At 56.0% G+C, this 19682-nt stretch carries 22 protein-coding genes and 1 tRNA gene; 21 read left to right on the forward strand and 2 right to left on the reverse strand.

Features of this window, described 5'->3' with window-relative positions:
* The first annotated feature begins 236 nt into the window (after positions 1 to 236).
* On the forward strand, positions 237 to 374 hold the full coding sequence (locus tag RMS03_RS09375) for a hypothetical protein (protein ID WP_310626807.1): 138 nt from the start codon (positions 237 to 239) through the stop codon (positions 372 to 374).
* A 7-nt stretch (positions 375 to 381) separates the two neighbouring features.
* On the opposite strand, the gene RMS03_RS09380 is transcribed toward RMS03_RS09375, so the two are convergent.
* Positions 382 to 1578, reverse strand: coding sequence for an amino acid aminotransferase (locus RMS03_RS09380; RefSeq protein WP_310626808.1), 1197 nt, complete (start codon positions 1576 to 1578; stop codon positions 382 to 384).
* Between the two features lie 228 nt (positions 1579 to 1806).
* On the opposite strand from RMS03_RS09380, the gene uvrB reads away from it, so the two are divergent.
* From uvrB to RMS03_RS09435, 11 genes are all read left to right on the forward strand, one after another.
* Positions 1807 to 3858: an excinuclease ABC subunit UvrB gene (uvrB, locus tag RMS03_RS09385; RefSeq protein ID WP_310626841.1), complete on the forward strand. Its 2052-nt coding sequence runs from the start codon at positions 1807 to 1809 to the stop codon at positions 3856 to 3858.
* Positions 3859 to 3958: 100 nt separating this feature from the next.
* A complete protein-coding gene (gene iscR / locus RMS03_RS09390; RefSeq protein ID WP_310626809.1) occupies positions 3959 to 4495 on the forward strand; it encodes a Fe-S cluster assembly transcriptional regulator IscR in 537 nt (178 codons plus the stop codon).
* 33 nt (positions 4496 to 4528) lie between these two features.
* A complete protein-coding gene (locus RMS03_RS09395; protein WP_310626810.1) occupies positions 4529 to 5749 on the forward strand; it encodes an IscS subfamily cysteine desulfurase in 1221 nt (406 codons plus the stop codon).
* A gap of 122 nt (positions 5750 to 5871) precedes the next feature.
* Positions 5872 to 6261 (forward strand): Fe-S cluster assembly scaffold IscU, encoded by a 390-nt coding sequence (gene iscU, locus RMS03_RS09400; RefSeq protein ID WP_310626811.1) that lies wholly within the window; start codon positions 5872 to 5874, stop codon positions 6259 to 6261.
* Between the two features lie 91 nt (positions 6262 to 6352).
* Positions 6353 to 6676, forward strand: a complete 324-nt coding sequence (iscA, locus tag RMS03_RS09405; RefSeq protein ID WP_310626812.1) for an iron-sulfur cluster assembly protein IscA — start codon at positions 6353 to 6355, stop codon at positions 6674 to 6676.
* Between the two features lie 13 nt (positions 6677 to 6689).
* Positions 6690 to 7223, forward strand: coding sequence for a Fe-S protein assembly co-chaperone HscB (gene hscB, locus RMS03_RS09410; protein ID WP_310626813.1), 534 nt, complete (start codon positions 6690 to 6692; stop codon positions 7221 to 7223).
* Between the two features lie 14 nt (positions 7224 to 7237).
* Positions 7238 to 9094: a Fe-S protein assembly chaperone HscA gene (hscA, locus tag RMS03_RS09415; RefSeq protein ID WP_310626814.1), complete on the forward strand. Its 1857-nt coding sequence runs from the start codon at positions 7238 to 7240 to the stop codon at positions 9092 to 9094.
* Positions 9095 to 9433 (forward strand): ISC system 2Fe-2S type ferredoxin, encoded by a 339-nt coding sequence (fdx, locus tag RMS03_RS09420; RefSeq protein ID WP_310626815.1) that lies wholly within the window; start codon positions 9095 to 9097, stop codon positions 9431 to 9433.
* A 2-nt stretch (positions 9434 to 9435) separates the two neighbouring features.
* Complete coding sequence (gene dnaQ / locus RMS03_RS09425) at positions 9436 to 10152, forward strand: DNA polymerase III subunit epsilon (protein WP_310626816.1); 717 nt, start codon at positions 9436 to 9438, stop codon at positions 10150 to 10152.
* A 37-nt stretch (positions 10153 to 10189) separates the two neighbouring features.
* Positions 10190 to 10264 (forward strand) — tRNA-Val (locus RMS03_RS09430).
* A gap of 209 nt (positions 10265 to 10473) precedes the next feature.
* Entirely contained in the window at positions 10474 to 11364 is an 891-nt protein-coding gene (locus tag RMS03_RS09435; protein WP_310626817.1) for a tetratricopeptide repeat protein, read from the forward strand.
* Positions 11365 to 11384: 20 nt separating this feature from the next.
* Here RMS03_RS09435 and RMS03_RS09440 read toward each other — a convergent pair whose 3' ends face one another.
* Positions 11385 to 12305, reverse strand: coding sequence for a LysR family transcriptional regulator (locus tag RMS03_RS09440; RefSeq protein ID WP_310626818.1), 921 nt, complete (start codon positions 12303 to 12305; stop codon positions 11385 to 11387).
* A gap of 152 nt (positions 12306 to 12457) precedes the next feature.
* Between RMS03_RS09440 and RMS03_RS09445 the strand changes: the two genes are divergently transcribed.
* The 9 genes from RMS03_RS09445 to RMS03_RS09485 all read left to right on the forward strand — a co-directional run bounded on the left by RMS03_RS09445 (position 12458) and on the right by RMS03_RS09485 (position 19673).
* On the forward strand, positions 12458 to 13129 hold the full coding sequence (locus RMS03_RS09445; protein WP_310626819.1) for a substrate-binding domain-containing protein: 672 nt from the start codon (positions 12458 to 12460) through the stop codon (positions 13127 to 13129).
* Between the two features lie 30 nt (positions 13130 to 13159).
* A complete protein-coding gene (locus RMS03_RS09450) occupies positions 13160 to 14194 on the forward strand; it encodes an amidohydrolase family protein (RefSeq protein ID WP_310626820.1) in 1035 nt (344 codons plus the stop codon).
* A 68-nt stretch (positions 14195 to 14262) separates the two neighbouring features.
* Positions 14263 to 14946 (forward strand): 4-carboxy-4-hydroxy-2-oxoadipate aldolase/oxaloacetate decarboxylase, encoded by a 684-nt coding sequence (ligK, locus tag RMS03_RS09455; RefSeq protein WP_310626821.1) that lies wholly within the window; start codon positions 14263 to 14265, stop codon positions 14944 to 14946.
* A 65-nt stretch (positions 14947 to 15011) separates the two neighbouring features.
* On the forward strand, positions 15012 to 15977 hold the full coding sequence (locus RMS03_RS09460) for a tripartite tricarboxylate transporter substrate binding protein (RefSeq protein WP_310626822.1): 966 nt from the start codon (positions 15012 to 15014) through the stop codon (positions 15975 to 15977).
* Positions 15978 to 15994: 17 nt separating this feature from the next.
* Positions 15995 to 16921, forward strand: a complete 927-nt coding sequence (locus RMS03_RS09465; RefSeq protein ID WP_310626823.1) for an amidohydrolase family protein — start codon at positions 15995 to 15997, stop codon at positions 16919 to 16921.
* An 84-nt stretch (positions 16922 to 17005) separates the two neighbouring features.
* The gene (gene ligA / locus RMS03_RS09470; RefSeq protein WP_310626824.1) at positions 17006 to 17464 is read left to right on the forward strand and encodes a protocatechuate 4,5-dioxygenase subunit alpha; all 459 of its coding nucleotides are present in this window, start codon (positions 17006 to 17008) and stop codon (positions 17462 to 17464) included.
* A 2-nt stretch (positions 17465 to 17466) separates the two neighbouring features.
* On the forward strand, positions 17467 to 18345 hold the full coding sequence (locus tag RMS03_RS09475) for a class III extradiol dioxygenase subunit beta (RefSeq protein ID WP_310626825.1): 879 nt from the start codon (positions 17467 to 17469) through the stop codon (positions 18343 to 18345).
* A 20-nt stretch (positions 18346 to 18365) separates the two neighbouring features.
* Entirely contained in the window at positions 18366 to 19322 is a 957-nt protein-coding gene (locus RMS03_RS09480) for a Gfo/Idh/MocA family oxidoreductase (protein WP_310626826.1), read from the forward strand.
* Positions 19323 to 19499: 177 nt separating this feature from the next.
* Entirely contained in the window at positions 19500 to 19673 is a 174-nt protein-coding gene (locus tag RMS03_RS09485; RefSeq protein ID WP_310626827.1) for a hypothetical protein, read from the forward strand.
* The last annotated feature ends 9 nt before the right edge of the window (positions 19674 to 19682 follow it).

Here is a 19682-nt window from a genome sequence, read left to right on the forward strand (position 1 = left end):
AACCGTGACGGATGAGGAATTGACTATGATTGAAAACCGATTGAATCACCGCCCCAGAAAGCGACTAGGATTCAAGACACCTCACGAGGTATTCCATGCCTCGTTAAAGCGTGTTGCACTTCGTCCTTGAATCCGCCTTATGAAGTTCGTAACAAATCACGCTGTAAAGTCATGCGTTGTGCAGACCTTCCCTAGTGTCCTTGGTGGACTTTCAAGCCCAAGGCGAGACAGCGAAGATGCCACACCCCAGCTGCGACCATTTCTTGCCCTTGCTCTACGCCGCAGGTGCGGCAGACGTGGGCGAGTCGGTTGAGTTTTTCAACGAGGGCTATCAGTTGGCGTTGATTGCTATGCGTTCCGTGATTTGGGGTTGAGTCACTGCTACATCACTTTCGCAATCGCTTGGCACACGTAGTCGATGTTCTTGCTGTTCAACGCCGCCACACACATGCGGCCGGTGTCGGTGCCGTACACGCCAAATTCGGAGCGCAAGCGCATCATTTGGTCTTTGCGCAAGCCTGAGTAGCTGAACATGCCGATTTGGGTGGTGATGAAACCCATGTCTTGCTTCACGCCAGCGGCTTTGAGGCCATCCACCAGCTTTTGACGCATGGCCTTGATGCGCACGCGCATCTCACCCAGCTCTTTTTCCCACAAAGCGCGCAGCTCTGGGTTGTTCAATACCGCAGCCACCACCGCACCACCGTGGATAGGTGGGTTGGAGTAGTTGGTGCGAATTACGATTTTGAGTTGCGACAACACGCGGCTGCACTCTTCTTTGTCGGCACACAACACGCTCAAAGCACCCACTCGCTCACCGTACAAGCTGAAGCTCTTGGAGAATGAGGTGGACACGAAGAAGCACAGGCTGGAGGCCACAAACTTTTGAATCACGGCGCCGTCTTCGGCAATGCCATGGCCAAAGCCTTGGTAGGCCATGTCCAAGAAGGCGGTGAGATTCTTGGCTTTCACCAAGGCCGCCACTTGGTCCCATTGGGCTGGGGTGATGTCGTAGCCGGTGGGGTTGTGGCAGCAGGCGTGCAACACCACGATGGTGCCTGCGGCAGCGGCGTTGAGTGAGGCCAGCATGCCTTCAAAGTTCACGCCGCGTTTGTCGGCGTCGTAGTAAGCGTAGGTGTCGACCTTGAAGCCGGCGTTGGTGAACAAGGCGCGGTGGTTTTCCCAGCTGGGGTCAGAGATCAACACGGTGGCGTTGGGACTCAGGCGTTTCAAAAAGTCAGCGCCAATCTTCAAGCCGCCTGTGCCACCAATGCCTTGCACCGTGGCGACGCGGCCCGATTGCACGGGATCGGAGTCAGCACCGAAGACCAAGTTCTTCACGGCGGCGTCATAAGCAGCGATACCGTCAATCGGCAAGTAACCGCGTGCGGATGGCGTCGCCATCATGGTTTTTTCAGCCGCTTGCACGCATTGCAACAGGGGTAGTTTGCCGTTGTCATCAAAGTACACCCCCACACCGAGGTTGACCTTGTTGGGGTTGGCGTCGGCGTTGTATTGCTCGTTGAGGCCCAAGATGGGGTCGCGGGGAGCCATTTCGACAGCGGTAAACATTGACATCGTCAGTCCTTGATCGCGGATAAAGGGGGGGTTAGGTAAACAAGCGCACTCTGCGGTAGGCTTGCATGTTAGGCTTGAATTTTAAGGGCCAACCCGTATGGTTTTTGAGGCCGTGCGTTTTTTTCGAACCATACCGTTTGCACCACCATGTCTGACACAGCAGAAACATTTCCTGACGCAACGCCAGCCTCCGAGGCCGCCGCAGCTACAGACGCGCCCAAAGGCGCGATGGTCAGCTACCCCGGCTCGCCGTTCGAGCTGTTTCAGCCTTACCCCCCTGCGGGCGATCAACCCACGGCCATTACTCAGCTAGTCGAAGGTGTGAACGATGGTGAGGTGTTTCAAACTTTGTTGGGCGTGACGGGTTCGGGCAAAACCTTCACCATGGCCAATGTGATTGCGCAGTTGGGGCGGCCGGCCATCATCTTTGCGCCTAATAAAACCCTGGCGGCGCAGCTCTACAGCGAGTTTCGTGAGTTCTTCCCCAACAACGCGGTGGAGTATTTCGTCAGTTATTACGACTACTACCAGCCCGAGGCCTACGTGCCGCAGCGCGATTTGTTCATCGAAAAAGACAGCGCCATCAACGAACATATCGAGCAAATGCGCTTGAGTTGCACCAAAAGCATCTTGGAACGACGTGATGTGATCGTGGTGGCTACAGTCTCGGCCATCTACGGTATCGGTGAGCCCGAGAGTTACCACCAGATGATCATGACCCTGCGTGCCGGCGACAAAGTGGGCCAACGCGACGCGATTGCCCAGCTGGTGCGCATGCAGTACGAGCGCAACGACCAAGATTTTTCACGCGGCAAATTCCGCGTACGTGGCGACACGATTGATGTCTTCCCCGCCGAACACTCCGAGTTGGCAATTCGCATCGAGTTGTTCGATGACGAGATTGAAAGCCTGCAACTCTTTGATCCACTCACAGGTCGCATTCGTCAAAAAATTCCACGCTTCACCATTTATCCCTCCAGCCACTACGTCACTCCGCGTGACCGCGTGTTGGCGGCGGTGGAGACCATCAAGGTGGAGTTGGCCGAGCGTCTGAAAGAGCTGGTCGGCATGAACAAATTGGTGGAGGCCCAGCGCTTGGAGCAGCGCACACGCTTTGACTTGGAGATGCTCAGTGAAGTGGGCCACTGCAAAGGCATTGAGAACTACACCCGTCATTTGTCTGGTGCACCCGTGGGCGCACCGCCCAGCACCCTGACCGATTACATGCCCAAAGACTCGATCATGTTTTTGGACGAAAGCCACGTCATGATTGGCCAGCTAGGCGGCATGTACAACGGTGACCGTGCGCGTAAAACCACCTTGGTGGAATATGGCTTTCGTTTGCCCAGCGCGTTGGACAACCGTCCACTGAAACTCGAAGAGTTTGAGAAGCGCATGCGCCAAGTCGTCTTTGTGTCGGCCACGCCTGCTGAGTATGAAAAGACCCATGCCAGCAAAGTGGTGGAGCAATTGGTGCGCCCCACCGGCTTGGTCGACCCCTTGGTCGAAGTGCGCCCCGCCACGCACCAAGTGGACGATGTGCTGCAAGAAATTCGCATTCGTGTGGAGCTGAACGAGCGTGTCCTCATCACCACGCTCACCAAGCGGATGGCCGAGCAGCTGACAGATTACTTGACCGACAACGGCGTGAAAGTGCGCTACATCCACAGCGATGTGGACACGGTGGAGCGCGTGGAAATCTTGCGTGATTTGCGCTTAGGCACCTTCGATGTGCTGGTGGGCATCAACTTGCTGCGCGAAGGCATCGACTTGCCCGAGGTGTCACTGGTGGCCATTCTTGACGCCGACAAAGAAGGCTTCTTGCGCTCCGAGCGCAGCTTGATTCAAACCATTGGCCGTGCCGCGCGCAACCTGAGTGGCAAGGCCATTCTTTATGCCGACCGCATGACCGAGTCGATGAAAAAGGCCATCGGCGAAACCGAGCGCCGCCGCACCAAGCAAATCGCACATAACTTGGCGATGGATATCACCCCGCGTGGTGTGTTCAAGCAAGTGCGTGACTTAATTGATGGTGTCTACAGTGAGAAGGCTGGCAAAGAAGCCCAAGAGCGTGAAATTCAACGCGCCGCTATTGAAGACATGAGTGAGCGCGATGTGGCCAAAGAAATCAAGCGCCTAGAGAAGCTGATGATGGAGCACGCCCGCAACCTCGAGTTCGAAAACGCCGCCCGCGTGCGCGACCAACTGGCCACCTTGCGCGAACAAGCCTTTGGCTGGGCAGGGCACGACAACGTGGCGGTGTTGGCGCAAAAGCCCTAAGCCGCAAGGGCTTTGCGACCGAGTACCCGAGCAAATTCGTGGGGATTGAACTATACTTGACCTAATTAGTCGACAAAGCCCAACTAGAGAGGAGCTTGCCATGCGTCTCACCACCAAAGGCCGTTTTGCGGTCACTGCCATGATTGATTTGGCTCTGCGTCAAAACACAGGCCCTGTCACGTTGGCCGCCATAAGCCAGCGTCAACAAATTTCGTTGTCGTATCTCGAGCAATTGTTCGGCAAGCTGCGCCGTCACGACTTGGTGGAGTCCACCCGTGGCCCTGGCGGCGGCTATTCGCTTAGTCGAAAAGCAGCAGACATCACTGTGGCAGACATCATTTTGTCGGTCGACGAACCCATTGATGCCACTCATTGCGGTGGCAAAGAAAACTGCTTGGGCGAAACGGGTCGTTGCATGACGCACGATCTGTGGGCCTCACTCAACCAGCGTATGGTGGAGTTTTTAGATTCCGTGACTCTGCAAAAGCTGGTGGACGAGCAAATCGCCAAAGGCGTTGAAATTGAAAGCAAACCCACCTTGAAGCGCGCTATTCAGCCGATGCCCGTGGTCAAGCCGATTCGCGTGAATGCACCTAATTCAGTATTTGCCTTAGGCAATGCCTTTGTCAAAAACTAAGCAACGCATTTTTTAAATTTTGATGAACCCATCATGGACATGACGCCTCATTTTCCCATTTACCTAGACTACGGCGCCACCAATCCGTGCGATCCACGCGTGGTAGACGCGATGATCCCTTGGTTGCGTGAGCACTTTGGCAATCCCGCATCACGCAGCCATGCGTGGGGCTGGGAAGCCGAAGCTGCCGTTGAAAAAGCGCGTGAAGATGTGGCCTCGCTCATTGGCGCTGACCCCCGCGAAATCGTGTGGACTTCAGGCGCGACCGAGTCCAACAACCTCGCCATCAAAGGCGCGGCGCATTTCTATAAGTCCAAAGGCAAGCACCTCATCACGGTCAAGACCGAGCACAAAGCCGTGCTCGACACCATGCGAGAGCTAGAGCGTCAAGGCTTTGAGGTGACTTACCTCGATGTGCAAGAAGATGGCATGCTGAGCACGGATGCGCTCAAAGCCGCCATTCGCCCCGACACCATTTTGATCAGTGTGATGTTCGTGAACAACGAAATTGGTGTGATTCACGACATCTATGGTATTGGTGCGATGTGCCGCGAAAAAGGCATCATCTTCCACGTCGACGCTGCGCAAGCCACGGGCAAAGTTGAGATCAATTTGGCGACCCTGCCTGTGGACTTGATGAGCTTGGCCTCACACAAAACCTACGGCCCCAAAGGCATTGGCGCTTTGTATGTGCGCCGCAAACCACGCGTACGCTTGGAAGCACAAATGCACGGAGGCGGTCACGAGCGCGGCATGCGTAGCGGTACTTTGCCTACACACCAATGTGTGGGCATGGGTGAAGCGTTTCGCATTGCCAAAGAAGACATGGCCAAAGACTTGGCCAAAGCCAAAGCTTTGCAAAAGCGTTTGCTCGATGGCTTCAAAGACATGGAGCAGGTCTTCATCAACGGCAACCTAGAACACCGCGTGCCTCACAACTTGAACATCAGCTTCAACTACGTGGAAGGCGAGTCGCTCATCATGGGTATCAAGGGCTTGGCGGTGTCGTCAGGTTCGGCCTGTACCTCGGCCAGCTTGGAGCCCAGCTATGTGTTACGCGCTTTAGGTCGCAGCGACGAGTTGGCACACAGCAGTTTGCGCATGACGATTGGTCGCTTCTCCACCGAAGAAGAAATTGACTACGCAATTGAAACCATTCGCCTCAACGTGGCCAAGCTGCGTGAACTGAGCCCCTTGTGGGACATGTACAAAGAAGGCATCGACTTAAGCACCATTCAATGGGCTGCTCACTAAGCTGCGTCGCCAAAATGAACCCCTGCTTTGTCCCCATCGCTTGCCGTGCTAACCGCACTGTCTTCGCTCTGGCTCCGCGCATGGGCTCATTTGTGGCTTAGCAGCATCACTAAAGGAAATATATGGCTTATTCTGAAAAAGTGGTTGACCACTACGAAAACCCCCGCAACGTGGGCTCCTTTGACAAGGGCGACGATTCTGTGGGCACCGGCATGGTGGGTGCACCTGCTTGTGGCGATGTGATGAAGTTGCAAATCAAAGTCAATCCCACCACTGGTGTGATTGAAGATGCACGCTTCAAAACCTATGGCTGTGGTTCGGCCATCGCTTCTTCCTCATTGGTGACTGAGTGGGTCAAGGGCAAAACCTTGGATCAAGCAGCAGCTTTGAAAAACAGCGAAATCGCTGAAGAGCTGGCGCTGCCCCCTGTGAAAATTCACTGCTCCATCTTGGCCGAAGACGCCATTAAAGCGGCCGTGGATGATTACAAAAAGAAACACGCGACCGCGTAACGTTATGCCCTCACGCTCATCATTTCATGTATTCGCTGCCCCCCGAGGGAGCTGGTACTCCTTTGAGGCGGCTCAGCAGGAGGCCCGTTAAATGGCTGTCACATTGACTGAAGCGGCGGCACGCCACGTGACCCGCTACCTCGCCAAACGAGGTAAAGGTGTGGGCGTGCGCTTGGGTGTCAAAACCACGGGCTGCTCAGGCTTGGCCTACAAGCTCGAATACGTGGATGAACAAGAACCGGAAGACGTGATCTTTGAAGACCACGGCGTGAAAGTGTTGATCGACCCCAAGAGCTTGGCCTACATTGACGGCACGCAGCTCGACTTTGTGCGCGAAGGCTTGAATGAAGGCTTTAAGTTTTTGAATCCGAACGAACGTGACCGTTGCGGTTGCGGTGAATCGTTCCGTATTTAAGGTGAGGGGTGACGTGAGCGAACCGGCCAAGCCGTTGTCGGCGCAGCTCGCGGTCAGCGACTTTGAACTCTTCAACGTGCCAACGCAGTTTGCACAAGACCGTGCCCAGCTTGATGCACGTTGGAAAGACTTGCAACGCGAAGCTCACCCTGACAAATTTGCCTCGCAAGGCACAGCCGCACAACGCGTGGCGATGCAGTGGTCGGTGCGCATCAACGAGGCCTACCAACGCCTCAAAGACTCAATGCGCCGTGCTGCGTACCTCTGCGAGTTAGGGGGCGCGCCCATTCAAGCCGAGAACAACACGGCCATGCCCGCTGCGTTTTTGATGCAACAAATGGAATGGCGCGAAGCTATGGACGACGTCACTGATGTGGCCGCGCTCGAAGCCTTGTTGGATGATGTGCAACAAGCCCACAAAGCCGCTTTGCAGCATTGCGCAGAGCTCATTGACAATGCACACGACCTGCCCGCAGCCGCGCAGCAGGTGAGGGGGCTGATGTTCATCGAAAAGTTTTTGCGTGACATCGAAGCCCGAATCGACTGAGACAATACACACCTATGGCGTTGTTACAAATTTCCGAACCTGGCCAAGCGCCTGACCCGCACCAGCGACGCATCGCGGTGGGCATTGACTTGGGCACCACCCACTCGCTCGTGGCTGCCATGCGCAACGGCGTGGCCGAGTGCTTGCCCGATGCCGAAGGCCATGTCATCTTGCCGTCGGCCGTACGTTACCTTGAGAACGATGGCCGCCAAATTGGCCGCGCTGCATTGGCCTCGCAAGCCGAAGACCCACAAAACACCTTGGTGTCTGTGAAGCGTTTCATGGGCCGTGGCGTGGCCGACATTGTCAACCGCGACAAGCTGCCCTATGTATTTGTTGACAAACCCGGCATGTTGGCCATTCAAACCCGTGTGGGCGAGAAGTCACCTGTTGAGGTGAGTGCCGAAATCTTGGCCACCTTGCGCTTTCGTGCTGAAGACACCTTTAGCGACGATTTGTATGGCGCGGTCATCACCGTGCCCGCTTACTTTGACGACGCGCAACGCCAAGCCACCAAAGATGCCGCGCAACTCGCAGGCATCCAGGTGCTGCGACTCATAAACGAACCCACAGCCGCCGCCATTGCCTACGGTTTGGATCAAGCCAGCGAAGGCGTTTACGCCGTGTACGACTTGGGTGGTGGCACCTTTGACATCTCCGTGCTGCGTCTCACACGCGGTGTGTTTGAAGTGCTGGCCACCGGTGGTGATTCCGCCTTGGGTGGCGACGACTACGACCGTGCTTTGGTGGATTGGGTGCAAAGCCAAACCGGCTGCACCACTGCCACGCCCGCTGACAAATCCAATGTATTGGTGGCCGCGCGTGCTTGCAAAGAAGCGCTCTCTGTGGCTGACAGCGCCACGTTTGAAGTCGCCTTGTCAAGTGATGCATTGAGCCACGCCGTCACGCGCGCTGAGTTTGAAGCCGCCACCGCTGCGTTGACTCAACGCACCTTGTCTGCCGTGCGCAAAGCCCTGCGCGATGCCAAGCTCAGCAAAGACGACATCCAAGGTGTGGTGATGGTGGGCGGTTCCACCCGCATGCCTCAGGTGCAGCTAGCCGTGGCTGACCTCTTGGGCTGCGCGCCGCTGAACAACCTCAACCCAGACGAAGTGGTGGCCCTCGGTGCTGCCATCCAAGCCAATCAGTTGGCGGGCAACAACCCCGATGGTGAGTTGCTCTTGCTCGACGTGATTCCTTTGTCACTTGGCATTGAAACCATGGGTGGCTTGGTCGAGCGCATCGTGCCGCGCAACCAAACCATTCCCACCGCAATGGCGCAAGACTTCACCACCTACCAAGACGGTCAAACTGCTTTGGCCTTGCACGTGGTGCAAGGCGAGCGTGACATGGTGGCCGACTGCCGCAGCCTAGCCCGTTTCGAGCTGCGCGGTATTCCACCCATGGCCGCAGGTGCCGCGCGTATCCGCGTGACCTTCACGGTGGATGCTGATGGCATGGTGAGCGTGAGCGCGGTGGAGCAGATCAGTGGCGTCACCGCCAACATCACCGTCAAGCCCTCGTACGGTTTGTCGGACGATCAAATCGCCACCATGCTGCAAGACAGCTTTAAGACCGCCGAACAAGACATCAAAGCCCGTGCTTTGGTGGAAGCGCGTGTGGACGCGGACCGCATGTGGCTCGCCACGCAAAGCGCCTTGCAAGCCGATGGTGATTTACTGTCTGCCCAAGACCGTACGCGCATTGATGCGTTGATGGTGGCGACGCTAGAAGCCAAAAAGCTGGAAGACGCAGCCGCTATTGAAGCCATCACTGAGGCCTTGGCCAAAGGCACAGAGGCCTTCGCCGCCCAACGCATGAACCGCGGCATTCAACACGTCTTGTCCGGACAAAACATCGAGAACATCTAAATGCCCGTTATCAAAATCTTGCCCCATGCCGAACTCTGCCCACAAGGCGCAGAGTTACAAGCGCCTGCCGGTAGCACCATTTGTGAAGTGCTGTTGGAGAACCACATCAACATCGAACACGCATGCGACATGAGCTGCGCGTGTACCACCTGCCACGTCATCGTGCGCGAAGGCTTCAATTCGCTCAACGCAGCGGACGAAAACGAAGACGATTTGTTAGACCGCGCTTGGGGCTTGGAGCCCAACTCACGCTTGAGTTGCCAAGCCGTCGTGGCGCAGCAAAATTTAGTCGTAGAAATTCCAAAGTACACCATCAACCACGCCAAAGAAAATCACTGACCATGCGCCAGATTTTTCTAGACACTGAAACCACGGGCCTGTCCGCCGAGAACGGCGACCGCATCATTGAGATCGGTTGCGTTGAGTTGCTGCACCGCAAACTCACAGGCAACAATTTGCATTTCTATCTGAACCCTGAGCGTGACAGCCATGAAGACGCTTTGCGCGTCCACGGTATCACCAATGAGTTCTTGAAAGACAAACCTAAGTTCGCTGAAGTTGTTGATCAGTTCTTGGAGTACATCGCGGGCGCAGAAATCATCATTCACAACGCCCCGTTTGATGTCAGTTTCTTAAACAAAGAGTTGGCCTTGCAAGGGCGTCCGACTTTCACCAGCTTTGTCGACGGCATCACCGATACCTTGGTGATGGCCAAGGAAATGTTCCCGGGCAAACGCAACTCGCTGGATTCTTTGTGCGACCGTTTAGAAGTAGACAACTCGGGTCGCACCTTGCACGGTGCGCTGTTGGATGCGGAGCTGCTCGCCGATGTCTACATCAACATGACGCGTGGTCAAGACGCCTTATTGATGGAAGTTGAAAGCAACAGCGATGAGCAAACACGCACAACTGAGTACGTGGATTTGAGCAGTTTTCAGTTGCCCGTCACCTCTGCATCTGAGCAAGAAATAGCGCAACATGCCGATGTGTTGGCGCAGCTCGATAAATCCAGCGCAGGCAACACGGTTTGGCGAAAATTGGAAAATTCTGTGGCATAATTACGGTCTCTCCTGCAAGGGGAAAGACGGTAAAAATGGGCGATTAGCTCAGGGGTAGAGCACCACATTCACACTGTGGGGGTCGCAAGTTCGAAACTTGCATCGCCCACCATTTTTGCCACATCCAATGCGCACAGTGCCCATTGTCAAAGGTTCCGTACGGAACCTTTCTCTTTTCTGCTTCTCTCTTTTCCTGCCTCTTGTGTTTGCGTACCTAGGCCTCATTTACTGGTTTGTGTGCTTTACCAAGCCGTCACATCCGCACTGCACAATGCAGGACCCCTGTGTGATGCAGGTTTTGATTGAAAGGTGGTACATCCTATGTTTTCTCAATGGTTCAAATCATGTGTTGCGCTGGCGATGGTGCTCGGTGCCTCGTTGGCGTTGGCACTGCCCACGCCCAAAGATATTGAGGGGGCTGTTGCTGCGGGGCATTACACGCAGGCTGAAACCATGCTGCGCGAAGTCTTGCAAGACAAACCCCAAAGTGCCAAGGCGCATTACGAGTTAGGCCAAGTGCTGGCCCACGAACGCCGCTACAAAGAGGCGAAAACTGAGTTGCAAAAAGCCAAAGATATCGATCCGTCTTTGAAGTTCGCGACCAGCTCCGAAAAATTCAATGCCGTCTCCGCCAAAGTCAATGACTTGGCTGTGGCCCCTTTATCCGCTGTGGTGATGGCACCTTCCGTGGCACCTGGCATACACGCTGCCGCCAATACCAGCCGAGAACCCGCGGCCAACAGCAGTGGATCATCTTTGACGTATGTGTGGCTTGCTATTGCTGGCTTGGTGGTGTTGGGCTTGTGGCTGCGTCGCTCGGCTGCGGCGAATGCCAACCAAGCAGCTTACGGATCTGCGGCCACGCCCGCTGGTATGGCGTCCGCTCCCCGTGGCTTTGGTGCGCAATACACACCCAATGCACCACAAGGCGCTTATGCCCCGCAAGGCTATGCGCAGCCCAACAGTGGTGGCTCTACCATGACAGGAGCGGTGGTGGGTGGCTTGGCGGGTGTGGCTGCTGGGTACGCTTTGTCCAAAGCCTTAGAGGGCGACCATCACACGTCCCCTGCACCCACCGCAGCACCTGTTGCCGACAACGGTGGTTATGTGCCATTCGACACGCCTGCACAACCTGACTTGGGATCCTTTGATGCGGGCTCTGGCAGCGACTGGGACAGCGCTGACTCTGGTGGCGGTGACGACAGTTGGTAAATCCGAATGCGAGGTAGAGCTTAGTTGTTGGCCATCAAGGCTTGTGACACCACCTCTTCGGTCAATTGCAAGGTCGCTTTGTGTGTGGCCGTCATGGGACGACGTGCCGACCACACCAGCATGAGTTGGCTTATCAACTTAGGCCTTTCCACGCGGTGCGTCGTGAAGTCTCTGGGTCTGGCAGAGTTATTCAGGGTGTAGGCGGGCAACATCGCATAGCCTAAGCCTTCTTTGACTAACTCCAGAATGGCGTTCAAGCCATCAATCTCTAGCGCAATATTCGGCTTGCAATTGATGCGCAGCATCTTTGTCTCAATCAACAAGCGAAACGCATTGGGTCGACTGGGCGCGATGAGCGGCAGCTTGGCTAAGTCAGCCAGTTGCACCACATCTTTGAGCGTGTTGCCGCCAGTCAGCGGTTGGCTCTTCTTGCCCGCAATCAAGATCAAGGCGTCCTCATGCAGCACTTTCATTTCTAAATCAGGTGAGGGCGGTGGGTTGTACAACACCGCCATGTCCAGACGGCCTGCGCGTAAGCTCTCCACCATCAACACCGAGAAACCTTCAGTCAGCGAGAGTTGTGCATGTGGCAGTTCTTGGCGAAATGACATGGTCAGTGGCACGGTCACCAGTTTCGACAAGCTGGGCGGCAAACCAATCGACACCCGTCCTGCCAAGGCGCCGCGCACCGAGCCCAGCGCTTCTCGCGCCACAGCCACTTGGTGCAAGATGCCGCGTCCGTGTTCTAGCATCAGCAACCCTGCCTCGGTCACTGTCACGCCGCGGCCATTGCGCATGAGCAGGTTTTGATGAAGCTCCACCTCCAGCCGCCGCACATGACGGCTCAACAGAGGTTGAGGAATGTTCAACGCTAGCGCCGCCTTGGTAAAACTGCCCAGCTCGGCTACGCGCACAAAATTTTCGATTTGTTTGAGTTCCATGGAATTCCATAATTTGAATAACCAATTGTCCGTTATTTAAAAACGTCATAGCAGATAGTTCGTCATTTGAGGCTTATTCATGGGGTAAATCTCTAGAATCATTCGCTGTGCAAATTCCTCCCCCCTCTCTTGTTTTACGTGGCATTTCCTCCATGGCCACTAAGGCTTTGCTGGCTGATTTGGCGCAGGCCTACTTGGCTCAAACGGGTGTGTCCGTCACGATTGAATCAGTGGGCGGTGTCGATGCCACCAAACGCGTGCAAGCCGGTGAAGCGTTTGATGTGGTGCTCTTGGCCTTCGATGCGATGGAGCGTTTGATGGCTTCGGGTCATGTGCAAGCAGGCTCACGCCATGACTGGGTGCGCTCTCCCGTGGCGGTGGCTGTGCAAGCGGGTGCAGCACGGCCCGATCTGAGTGATGAAACAGCCCTCAAAACCGCCGTGTTGGCCAGCCCCACACTCAGCTACTCCACTGGTCCGAGTGGTGTGTACCTGGAAAAATTGTTTGAGCGTTGGGGCATTGCCGATCAGCTCAAAGCCCGCATCGTGGTGCCGCCACCCGGTACACCTGTGGGGGCTTTAGTTGCGAGTGGTAACGCCGCTCTGGGCTTTCAACAGTTGAGCGAACTGATCGCCTTGCCCGGCATTGAGGTGCTGGGTACTTTGCCCGCTGATGTGGCGTTCATCACCACGTTCTCGTCAGGCATTCCCAGTGTCATTGCCAACGATGCAATGCGTGTGGCAGCGGTGCAATCGTTTTTACAGTTCTTGGCTTCGGCTGGCGTGGAAGACGTCAAGCGCAAGCAAGGCATGGACTGGCTTTAATTTTTGAATTTCATTTTGTAAGGGGTATTCATGTCGCTCATCATCGACGTCCATGGTCACTACACCACCGCGCCCAAGGCGCTTGAAGAGTGGCGCACCCGCCAGATCGCTGGCATCAAAGACCCTAGCGTCAGCCCCAAAGTCTCCGAGCTGAAAATCAGCGACGACGAGTTGCGCGAAACCATCGAGACCAACCAACTCGCCAAGATGCAAGAGCGCGGCTCTGACATCACCATCTTCAGCCCACGTGCGAGCTTCATGGCGCACCACATTGGCGACTTCCAAGTGTCATCCACGTGGGCGGCCATTTGTAACGAGCTGTGCTTTCGCGTATCCGAGCTATTTCCCAACAACTTCGTGCCTGCGGCCATGTTGCCCCAGTCGCCCGGTGTGGACCCCGCCACGTGCATTCCTGAACTGGTGAAGTGTGTGGAGCAATACGGCAACGTGGGTATCAACCTCAACCCCGACCCTTCGGGCGGTCACTGGACATCGCTCCCCTTGAGCGACAGGTCTTGGTACCCCATTTACGAGAAGATGGTCGAGTACGACATCCCCGCCATGATTCACGTGTCCACCAGTTGCAATGGCTGCTTCCACACCACGGGCGCGCATTACTTGAACGCCGACACCACCGCCTTCATGCAGTGCTTGACCTCTGACTTGTTCAAAGACTTCCCCACCTTGAAGTTCTTGATTCCCCACGGCGGCGGCGCGGTGCCTTACCACTGGGGACGCTTCCGCGGTTTGGCGCAAGAGTTGAAAAAGCCTTTGCTTACCGAACATTTGATGAACAACATCTACTTTGACACCTGCGTGTACCACCAGCCCGGTATCGACTTGTTGACCCAAGTGATTCCCGTCAAGAACATCATGTTCGCCTCCGAGATGATTGGCGCGGTGCGCGGCATTGACCCAGAAACCGGCCACTACTTTGACGACACCAAGCGCTACATCGAGTCTACCTTGAACCTCAATGCCGACGAACGCCATCAGGTGTACGAAGGCAACGCACGTCGCGTGTTCTCGCGCTTGGACACCAAGCTCAAGTCGCAAGGCCGTTAAGCAAGCTTGTTCACCCCACACCCGCGCGGCCACGCCACAGGGTGTTTTTAGATTGTTGGAGATTTCTTATGTACGAACTTGGCGTTGTTTACCGCAACATCACACGCGCAGACCGCGCAGCAGCAGACGGCTTGGCCGCATTGGGATCGGCCACGGCGCACGAGGCGATGGGTCGTGTGGGGTTGATGAAGCCTTACATGCGTCCCATCTTCCCTGGTGCGCAAGTGTCGGGCACCGCCGTCACCGTGCTGCTGCACCCTGGCGACAACTGGATGATGCATGTGGCGGCTGAGCAAATTCAGCCCGGTGATATCGTGGTGGCGGCCATCACCGCTGAATGCATGGATGGCTACTTTGGCGATTTGTTAGCCACCTCGTTCCAAGCGCGTGGCGCACACGCCCTCATCATCGATGCCGGTGTGCGCGATGTGAAAGAGCTGCACAAGATGAACTTCCCTGTGTGGAGCAAAGCCATTAGCAGCAAAGGCACCATCAAGGCCACCATTGGTTCGGTCAACATCCCCGTGGTGTGTGCTGGCATGTTGGTCACCCCCGGCGATGTCATCGTGGCGGACGACGACGGCGTGGTGTGCGTGCCCGCTGCTCGTGCCGCCCAAACCTTAAAAGCCGCGCAAAAGCGTGAGAGCTTTGAAGGCGAGAAGCGCGCCAAGTTAGCTGCTGGTGTGTTGGGCCTCGACATGTACAACATGCGCGATCCCTTGGCCGCCGCAGGCTTGAAATACATCGACTGATGCATGACCGAGCACGCAGCTTTGCGTGGCTTGGCTGACTCCGAATCACAACCCAAGGAATCATGATGAACTTTGCAACGCGCGTGGGTGCTGTGCTGCTGATGGGCTTGGTGAGCTGTCAAACTGTGGCGCAGGCCTATCCCAGCAAACCCATCAAAGTGGTGGTGGGCTATGCCGCAGGTGGTGCGGTGGACGTGGTGGCACGCACCATTGGTCAAAGCTTGTCCAGCAGCATGGGCCAAGCGGTCATCGTGGACAACAAACCCGGCGCTGGCACCAACATCGCCGTCAAGTCGGTCATCAGCGCCGAACCCGATGGCTACACCTTGATGATGGCGGCCAACGCCTTGGCCGCCAACATGTCGCTGTACCAACCCGCGCCCTTTGATGTGGAGCGTGATTTGGTGGCTGTGTCCCTCATTGGTCGTGTGCCTGTCGTCATCGCGGCCAACGCCGCAGCGCCCTACACCAACATCAAACAATTGATCGAGGCAGCCAAAGGCAAGCCCAACAGCATTGCATTTGGCTCGCCGGGCAACGGCTCCACGCCACACCTAGCGATTGAGTTGTTTGCACGCGCAGCGGGCATTGACTTGCAGCACATCCCTTACCGTGGTGGTTCGCCAGCTATCACCGATGTCATTGGGGGGCAGCTGCCACTGGTGGCGGTGAATGCCTTGGAAGTGTTGCCACATGCCAAGAGCGGCAAGCTCAAAGTGTTGGCGGTACTCAGTCCCAATCGCAGCGCTATCTTTTCGGAGGCGCCGACCATCGCCGAGTCGGGCTTTTCTGGTTTCGAAGCCTCGGTCTGGTATGGCTTGGTCGCACCTGCGGCCACCCCCAAACCCATTGTGAACAAGCTTCACGCCGAAGTCCAAAAAGCTTTGCAAACCCAAGAAGTGCGCGATCGCATGAACGCTGTGGGCGGCGAAGTGGTGCCGGGCAGTGCCGAGATGTTTGCCAACCTGCTGCGCGCCGAACGCCAGCGTTACGCCAAGCTGGTGCGCGAAGCCCACATTCAACCTGATTAAAAACCAAGAGGAACGAGATGGAATTTCAGAAAACTCCTGGCTGGATGGCGTGGTACAGCGGCCCCAGCAAACCCCAATTCAAATTGCCCGCAGGCGCCGTCGATGTCCATTGCCACGTCTTTGGCCCTGGCCACGAGTTCCCTTACGCACCTGAGCGCAAGTACACACCGTGTGACGCATCCAAAGCGCAGTTGTATGCCCTGCGCGATCACCTCGGTTTTGCCCGCAATGTGGTAGTCCAAGCTACCTGTCACGGCGCTGACAACCGCGCCATGGTCGATGCGCTCGTCAGCTCTGGCGGCAAAGCGCGTGGTGTCGCCACCGTCAAGCGCAGCGTGACGGACGAAGAAATTCAGGCCATGCACGACGCGGGCGTGCGTGGTGTGCGCTTTAACTTTGTGAAGCGTTTGGTGGACTTCACCCCCAAGGATGAATTGCTTGAAATCGCCAAGCGCATCCAGCTGTGGGGTTGGCATGTGGTGATTTACTTTGAAGCGGTGGACCTGCCCGAGTTGTGGGACTTCTTCACGGTTTTGCCCACCAACGTGGTGGTTGACCACATGGGCCGCCCCGATGTGACCAAGCCTGTGGACGGCCCCGAGTTTGAGTTGTTCGTGAAATTCATGAGCGAACACAAAAACGTGTGGAGCAAAGTGACTTGCCCGGAGCGCTTGTCGGTCTCTGGCCCCAAGGCCTTGAACGGCGAAAAAGATTTGGAATTAGGCGCTTACCAAGATGTGATTCCCTTTGCCAAGCGCATCGTGGAAGAGTTCCCCGACCGTGTGTTGTGGGGCACCGATTGGCCGCACCCCAACCTGAAAGACCACATGCCCGATGACGGCTTGCTGGTGGACTTTATTCCGCACATCGCGACCACACCAGAGCTGCAAAAGAAACTCTTGGTCGACAACCCGATGCGCCTTTATTGGCCTGAGGAGAAGTAAATGCCCCCTCGCATATCACTGCGTGTATTCGCTACCCCCGAGAGGGCATATGTCGCTTTTGAGGCGGCTCTACAGAAAGCATAAATGGCACTCGACAAACCCTACAAAGACGTTCCCGGCACCATCATTTTTGATGCCGAACAATCCCGCAAAGGCTACTGGCTCAACCAGTTCTGCATGTCACTCATGAAGGCGGAAAATCGTACGCGATTCAAAGCTAACGAGCGCGCCTACCTCGACGAGTGGGCCATGACCGAAGAGCAAAAACAGGCCGTGGTAGCGCGTGACTTGAACTGGTGCATGCGCACTGGCGGCAACATTTATTTCCTCGCCAAAATCGGCGCAACCGATGGGTTGAGCTTCCAGCAAATGGCAGGCTCCATGACTGGCATGACCGAAGAGGAATACCGTAACATGATGATCCATGGCGGCCGCTCGGCTGAAGGCAATCGCGTGATTGGCGAAAACGGCGATGCCCAAGCACACAACCAACCGCAAGGCGCAGCAGGTCAACAAGCGCGCGAAGCCGCAAAGAAAGCATAACCATGGCCAAAATTACCGCCTCCATTTACACCTCGCACGTCCCCGCCATTGGTGCGGCCTTGGACCTGGGCAAAACCCAAGAAGACTATTGGAAACCTGTGTTCGCGGGCTACGACTTGTCCAAGCAATGGATGAAAGACAACAAACCAGACGTCATCTTCTTGGTCTTCAACGACCATGCCACCGCCTTCAGCTCCGACATTATCCCCACCTTTGCCATTGGCACTGCCGCCCAATACACACCAGCGGATGAAGGCTACGGCGCACGTCCTGTGCCTGTGGTCAAAGGACATCCTGAACTCGCCTCGCACATTGCACAGTCCGTCATCCAACAAGACTTTGACTTGACCATCGTCAACAAGATGGATGTGGACCACGGCTTGACGGTGCCCCTGTCGTTAATGTGCGGCGCACAAGACCCCGTCAAGGGCGCGTGGCCTTGCCCCGTCATTCCGTTCGCCGTCAACGTGGTGCAATACCCTGTGCCCAGCGGTCAACGCTGCTTCAACCTCGGCCAAGCCATTCGCAAGGCGGTGGAGAGCTACGACGAAGACATCAACGTGCACATCTGGGGCACAGGCGGTATGAGCCACCAATTGCAGGGCGCACGTGCGGGTCTTATCAACCGTGAGTGGGACAACAACTGGCTCGACCTGATGGTCAACGACCCCGTGGCCTGCGCCCACGTGCCGCACATCGACTACGTGCGCGAAGCCGGTAGCGAAGGCATCGAGTTGGTGATGTGGCTGATCGCACGCGGTGCCATGTCAGACATCCAAGACGGCAAAGCCACTGGCCCCAAACCTACGTTGAAGCACCGCTTCTATCACGTGCCCGCATCGAACACGGCTGTGGGCCACGCGATCTTAGAGAACGCATAAACCATCAAGAGGAAAACAACATGAGCAAAACCATCAAAGTCGCCTTGGCTGGCGCGGGTGCCTTTGGCATCAAGCACTTGGACGGCATCAAAAACATTGACGGCGTAGAAGTCGTCTCATTGATCAGCCGCGATTTAGAAAAAACCCGCGAAGTCGCCAATAAGTACGGCATCCAGCACGTCACCACCGACTTGGCCGACAGCTTGGCCTTGCCTGAACTCGATGCCGTCATTTTGTGTACGCCTACGCAAATGCACGCGGCACAAAGCTTGGCTTGTTTGAAAGCTGGCAAACACGTGCAAGTGGAGATCCCCTTGGCGGACAGCTGGAAAGACGCCGACGAAGTGATGCGCGTCGCCCAAGAAAAAGGCTTGGTGGCGATGTGTGGTCACACCCGCCGCTTCAACCCCAGCCACCAGTGGGTACACAACAAAATCAAAGCAGGTGAATTCAATATCCAACAAATGGATGTGCAAACCTACTTCTTCCGCCGCACCAACATGAACGCGCTGGGCCAAGCCCGTAGCTGGACCGACCACTTGCTGTGGCACCACGCGGCGCACACCGTGGACTTGTTTGCTTACCAAGCAGGCAGCCCCATCATCAAAGCCAATGCGGTGCAAGGGCCTATCCATCCCAAACTGGGCATCGCGATGGACATGAGCATCCAGCTCAAGGCCGCCAATGGTGCGATCTGCACGCTGTCGCTGAGCTTCAACAACGACGGCCCCTTGGGAACCTACTTCCGCTACATCGGCGACACTGGCACTTACCTTGCCCGTTACGACGACTTGTACACTGGCAAAGAAGAACAAATCGACGTGTCCAAAGTCGCGGTGTCTATGAACGGCATTGAGTTGCAAGACCGTGAGTTCTTTGCTGCCATCCAAGAAGGGCGTGAACCCAACTCAAGCGTGGCGCAAGTGTTGCCTTGCTATAAGGTGCTGCACGAGTTGGAGTTGCAATTGAACGCGTGATGCGTTTGGGAGTGAGCAAGCGCCGCTTGGCGCTTGCTTTTTACGCATTTTTAATTTGTGAGTACGGTGGCTGAACCTAGCCACAAAAATAGACAGTCGATTCCTTTGAAGCGCTATTAGTTCGAATTCGATCAGTAAAACTGAGTAAGTTTTGCTGCCTTGTTTCATGAGCCTGTCATGAGTGTCCGGGTCGATGGTTCTGTGATGGCTATTCCGTCACATGCAGAGGGCGAGCATTTGTATCGGCCTGTTTTCAACGCTTGGCGATCAGAGGGTTATGCGTGGTTTGAGATGAAAGATTTCGAGATGCTGGCGTTAGGACAAGACAGCCGAATCGTCTCATTTGATTGAGTGATGCTG

The sequence above is a fragment of the Limnohabitans sp. genome (genome assembly GCF_031538885.1).
GTDB lineage: Bacteria > Pseudomonadota > Gammaproteobacteria > Burkholderiales > Burkholderiaceae_C > Limnohabitans.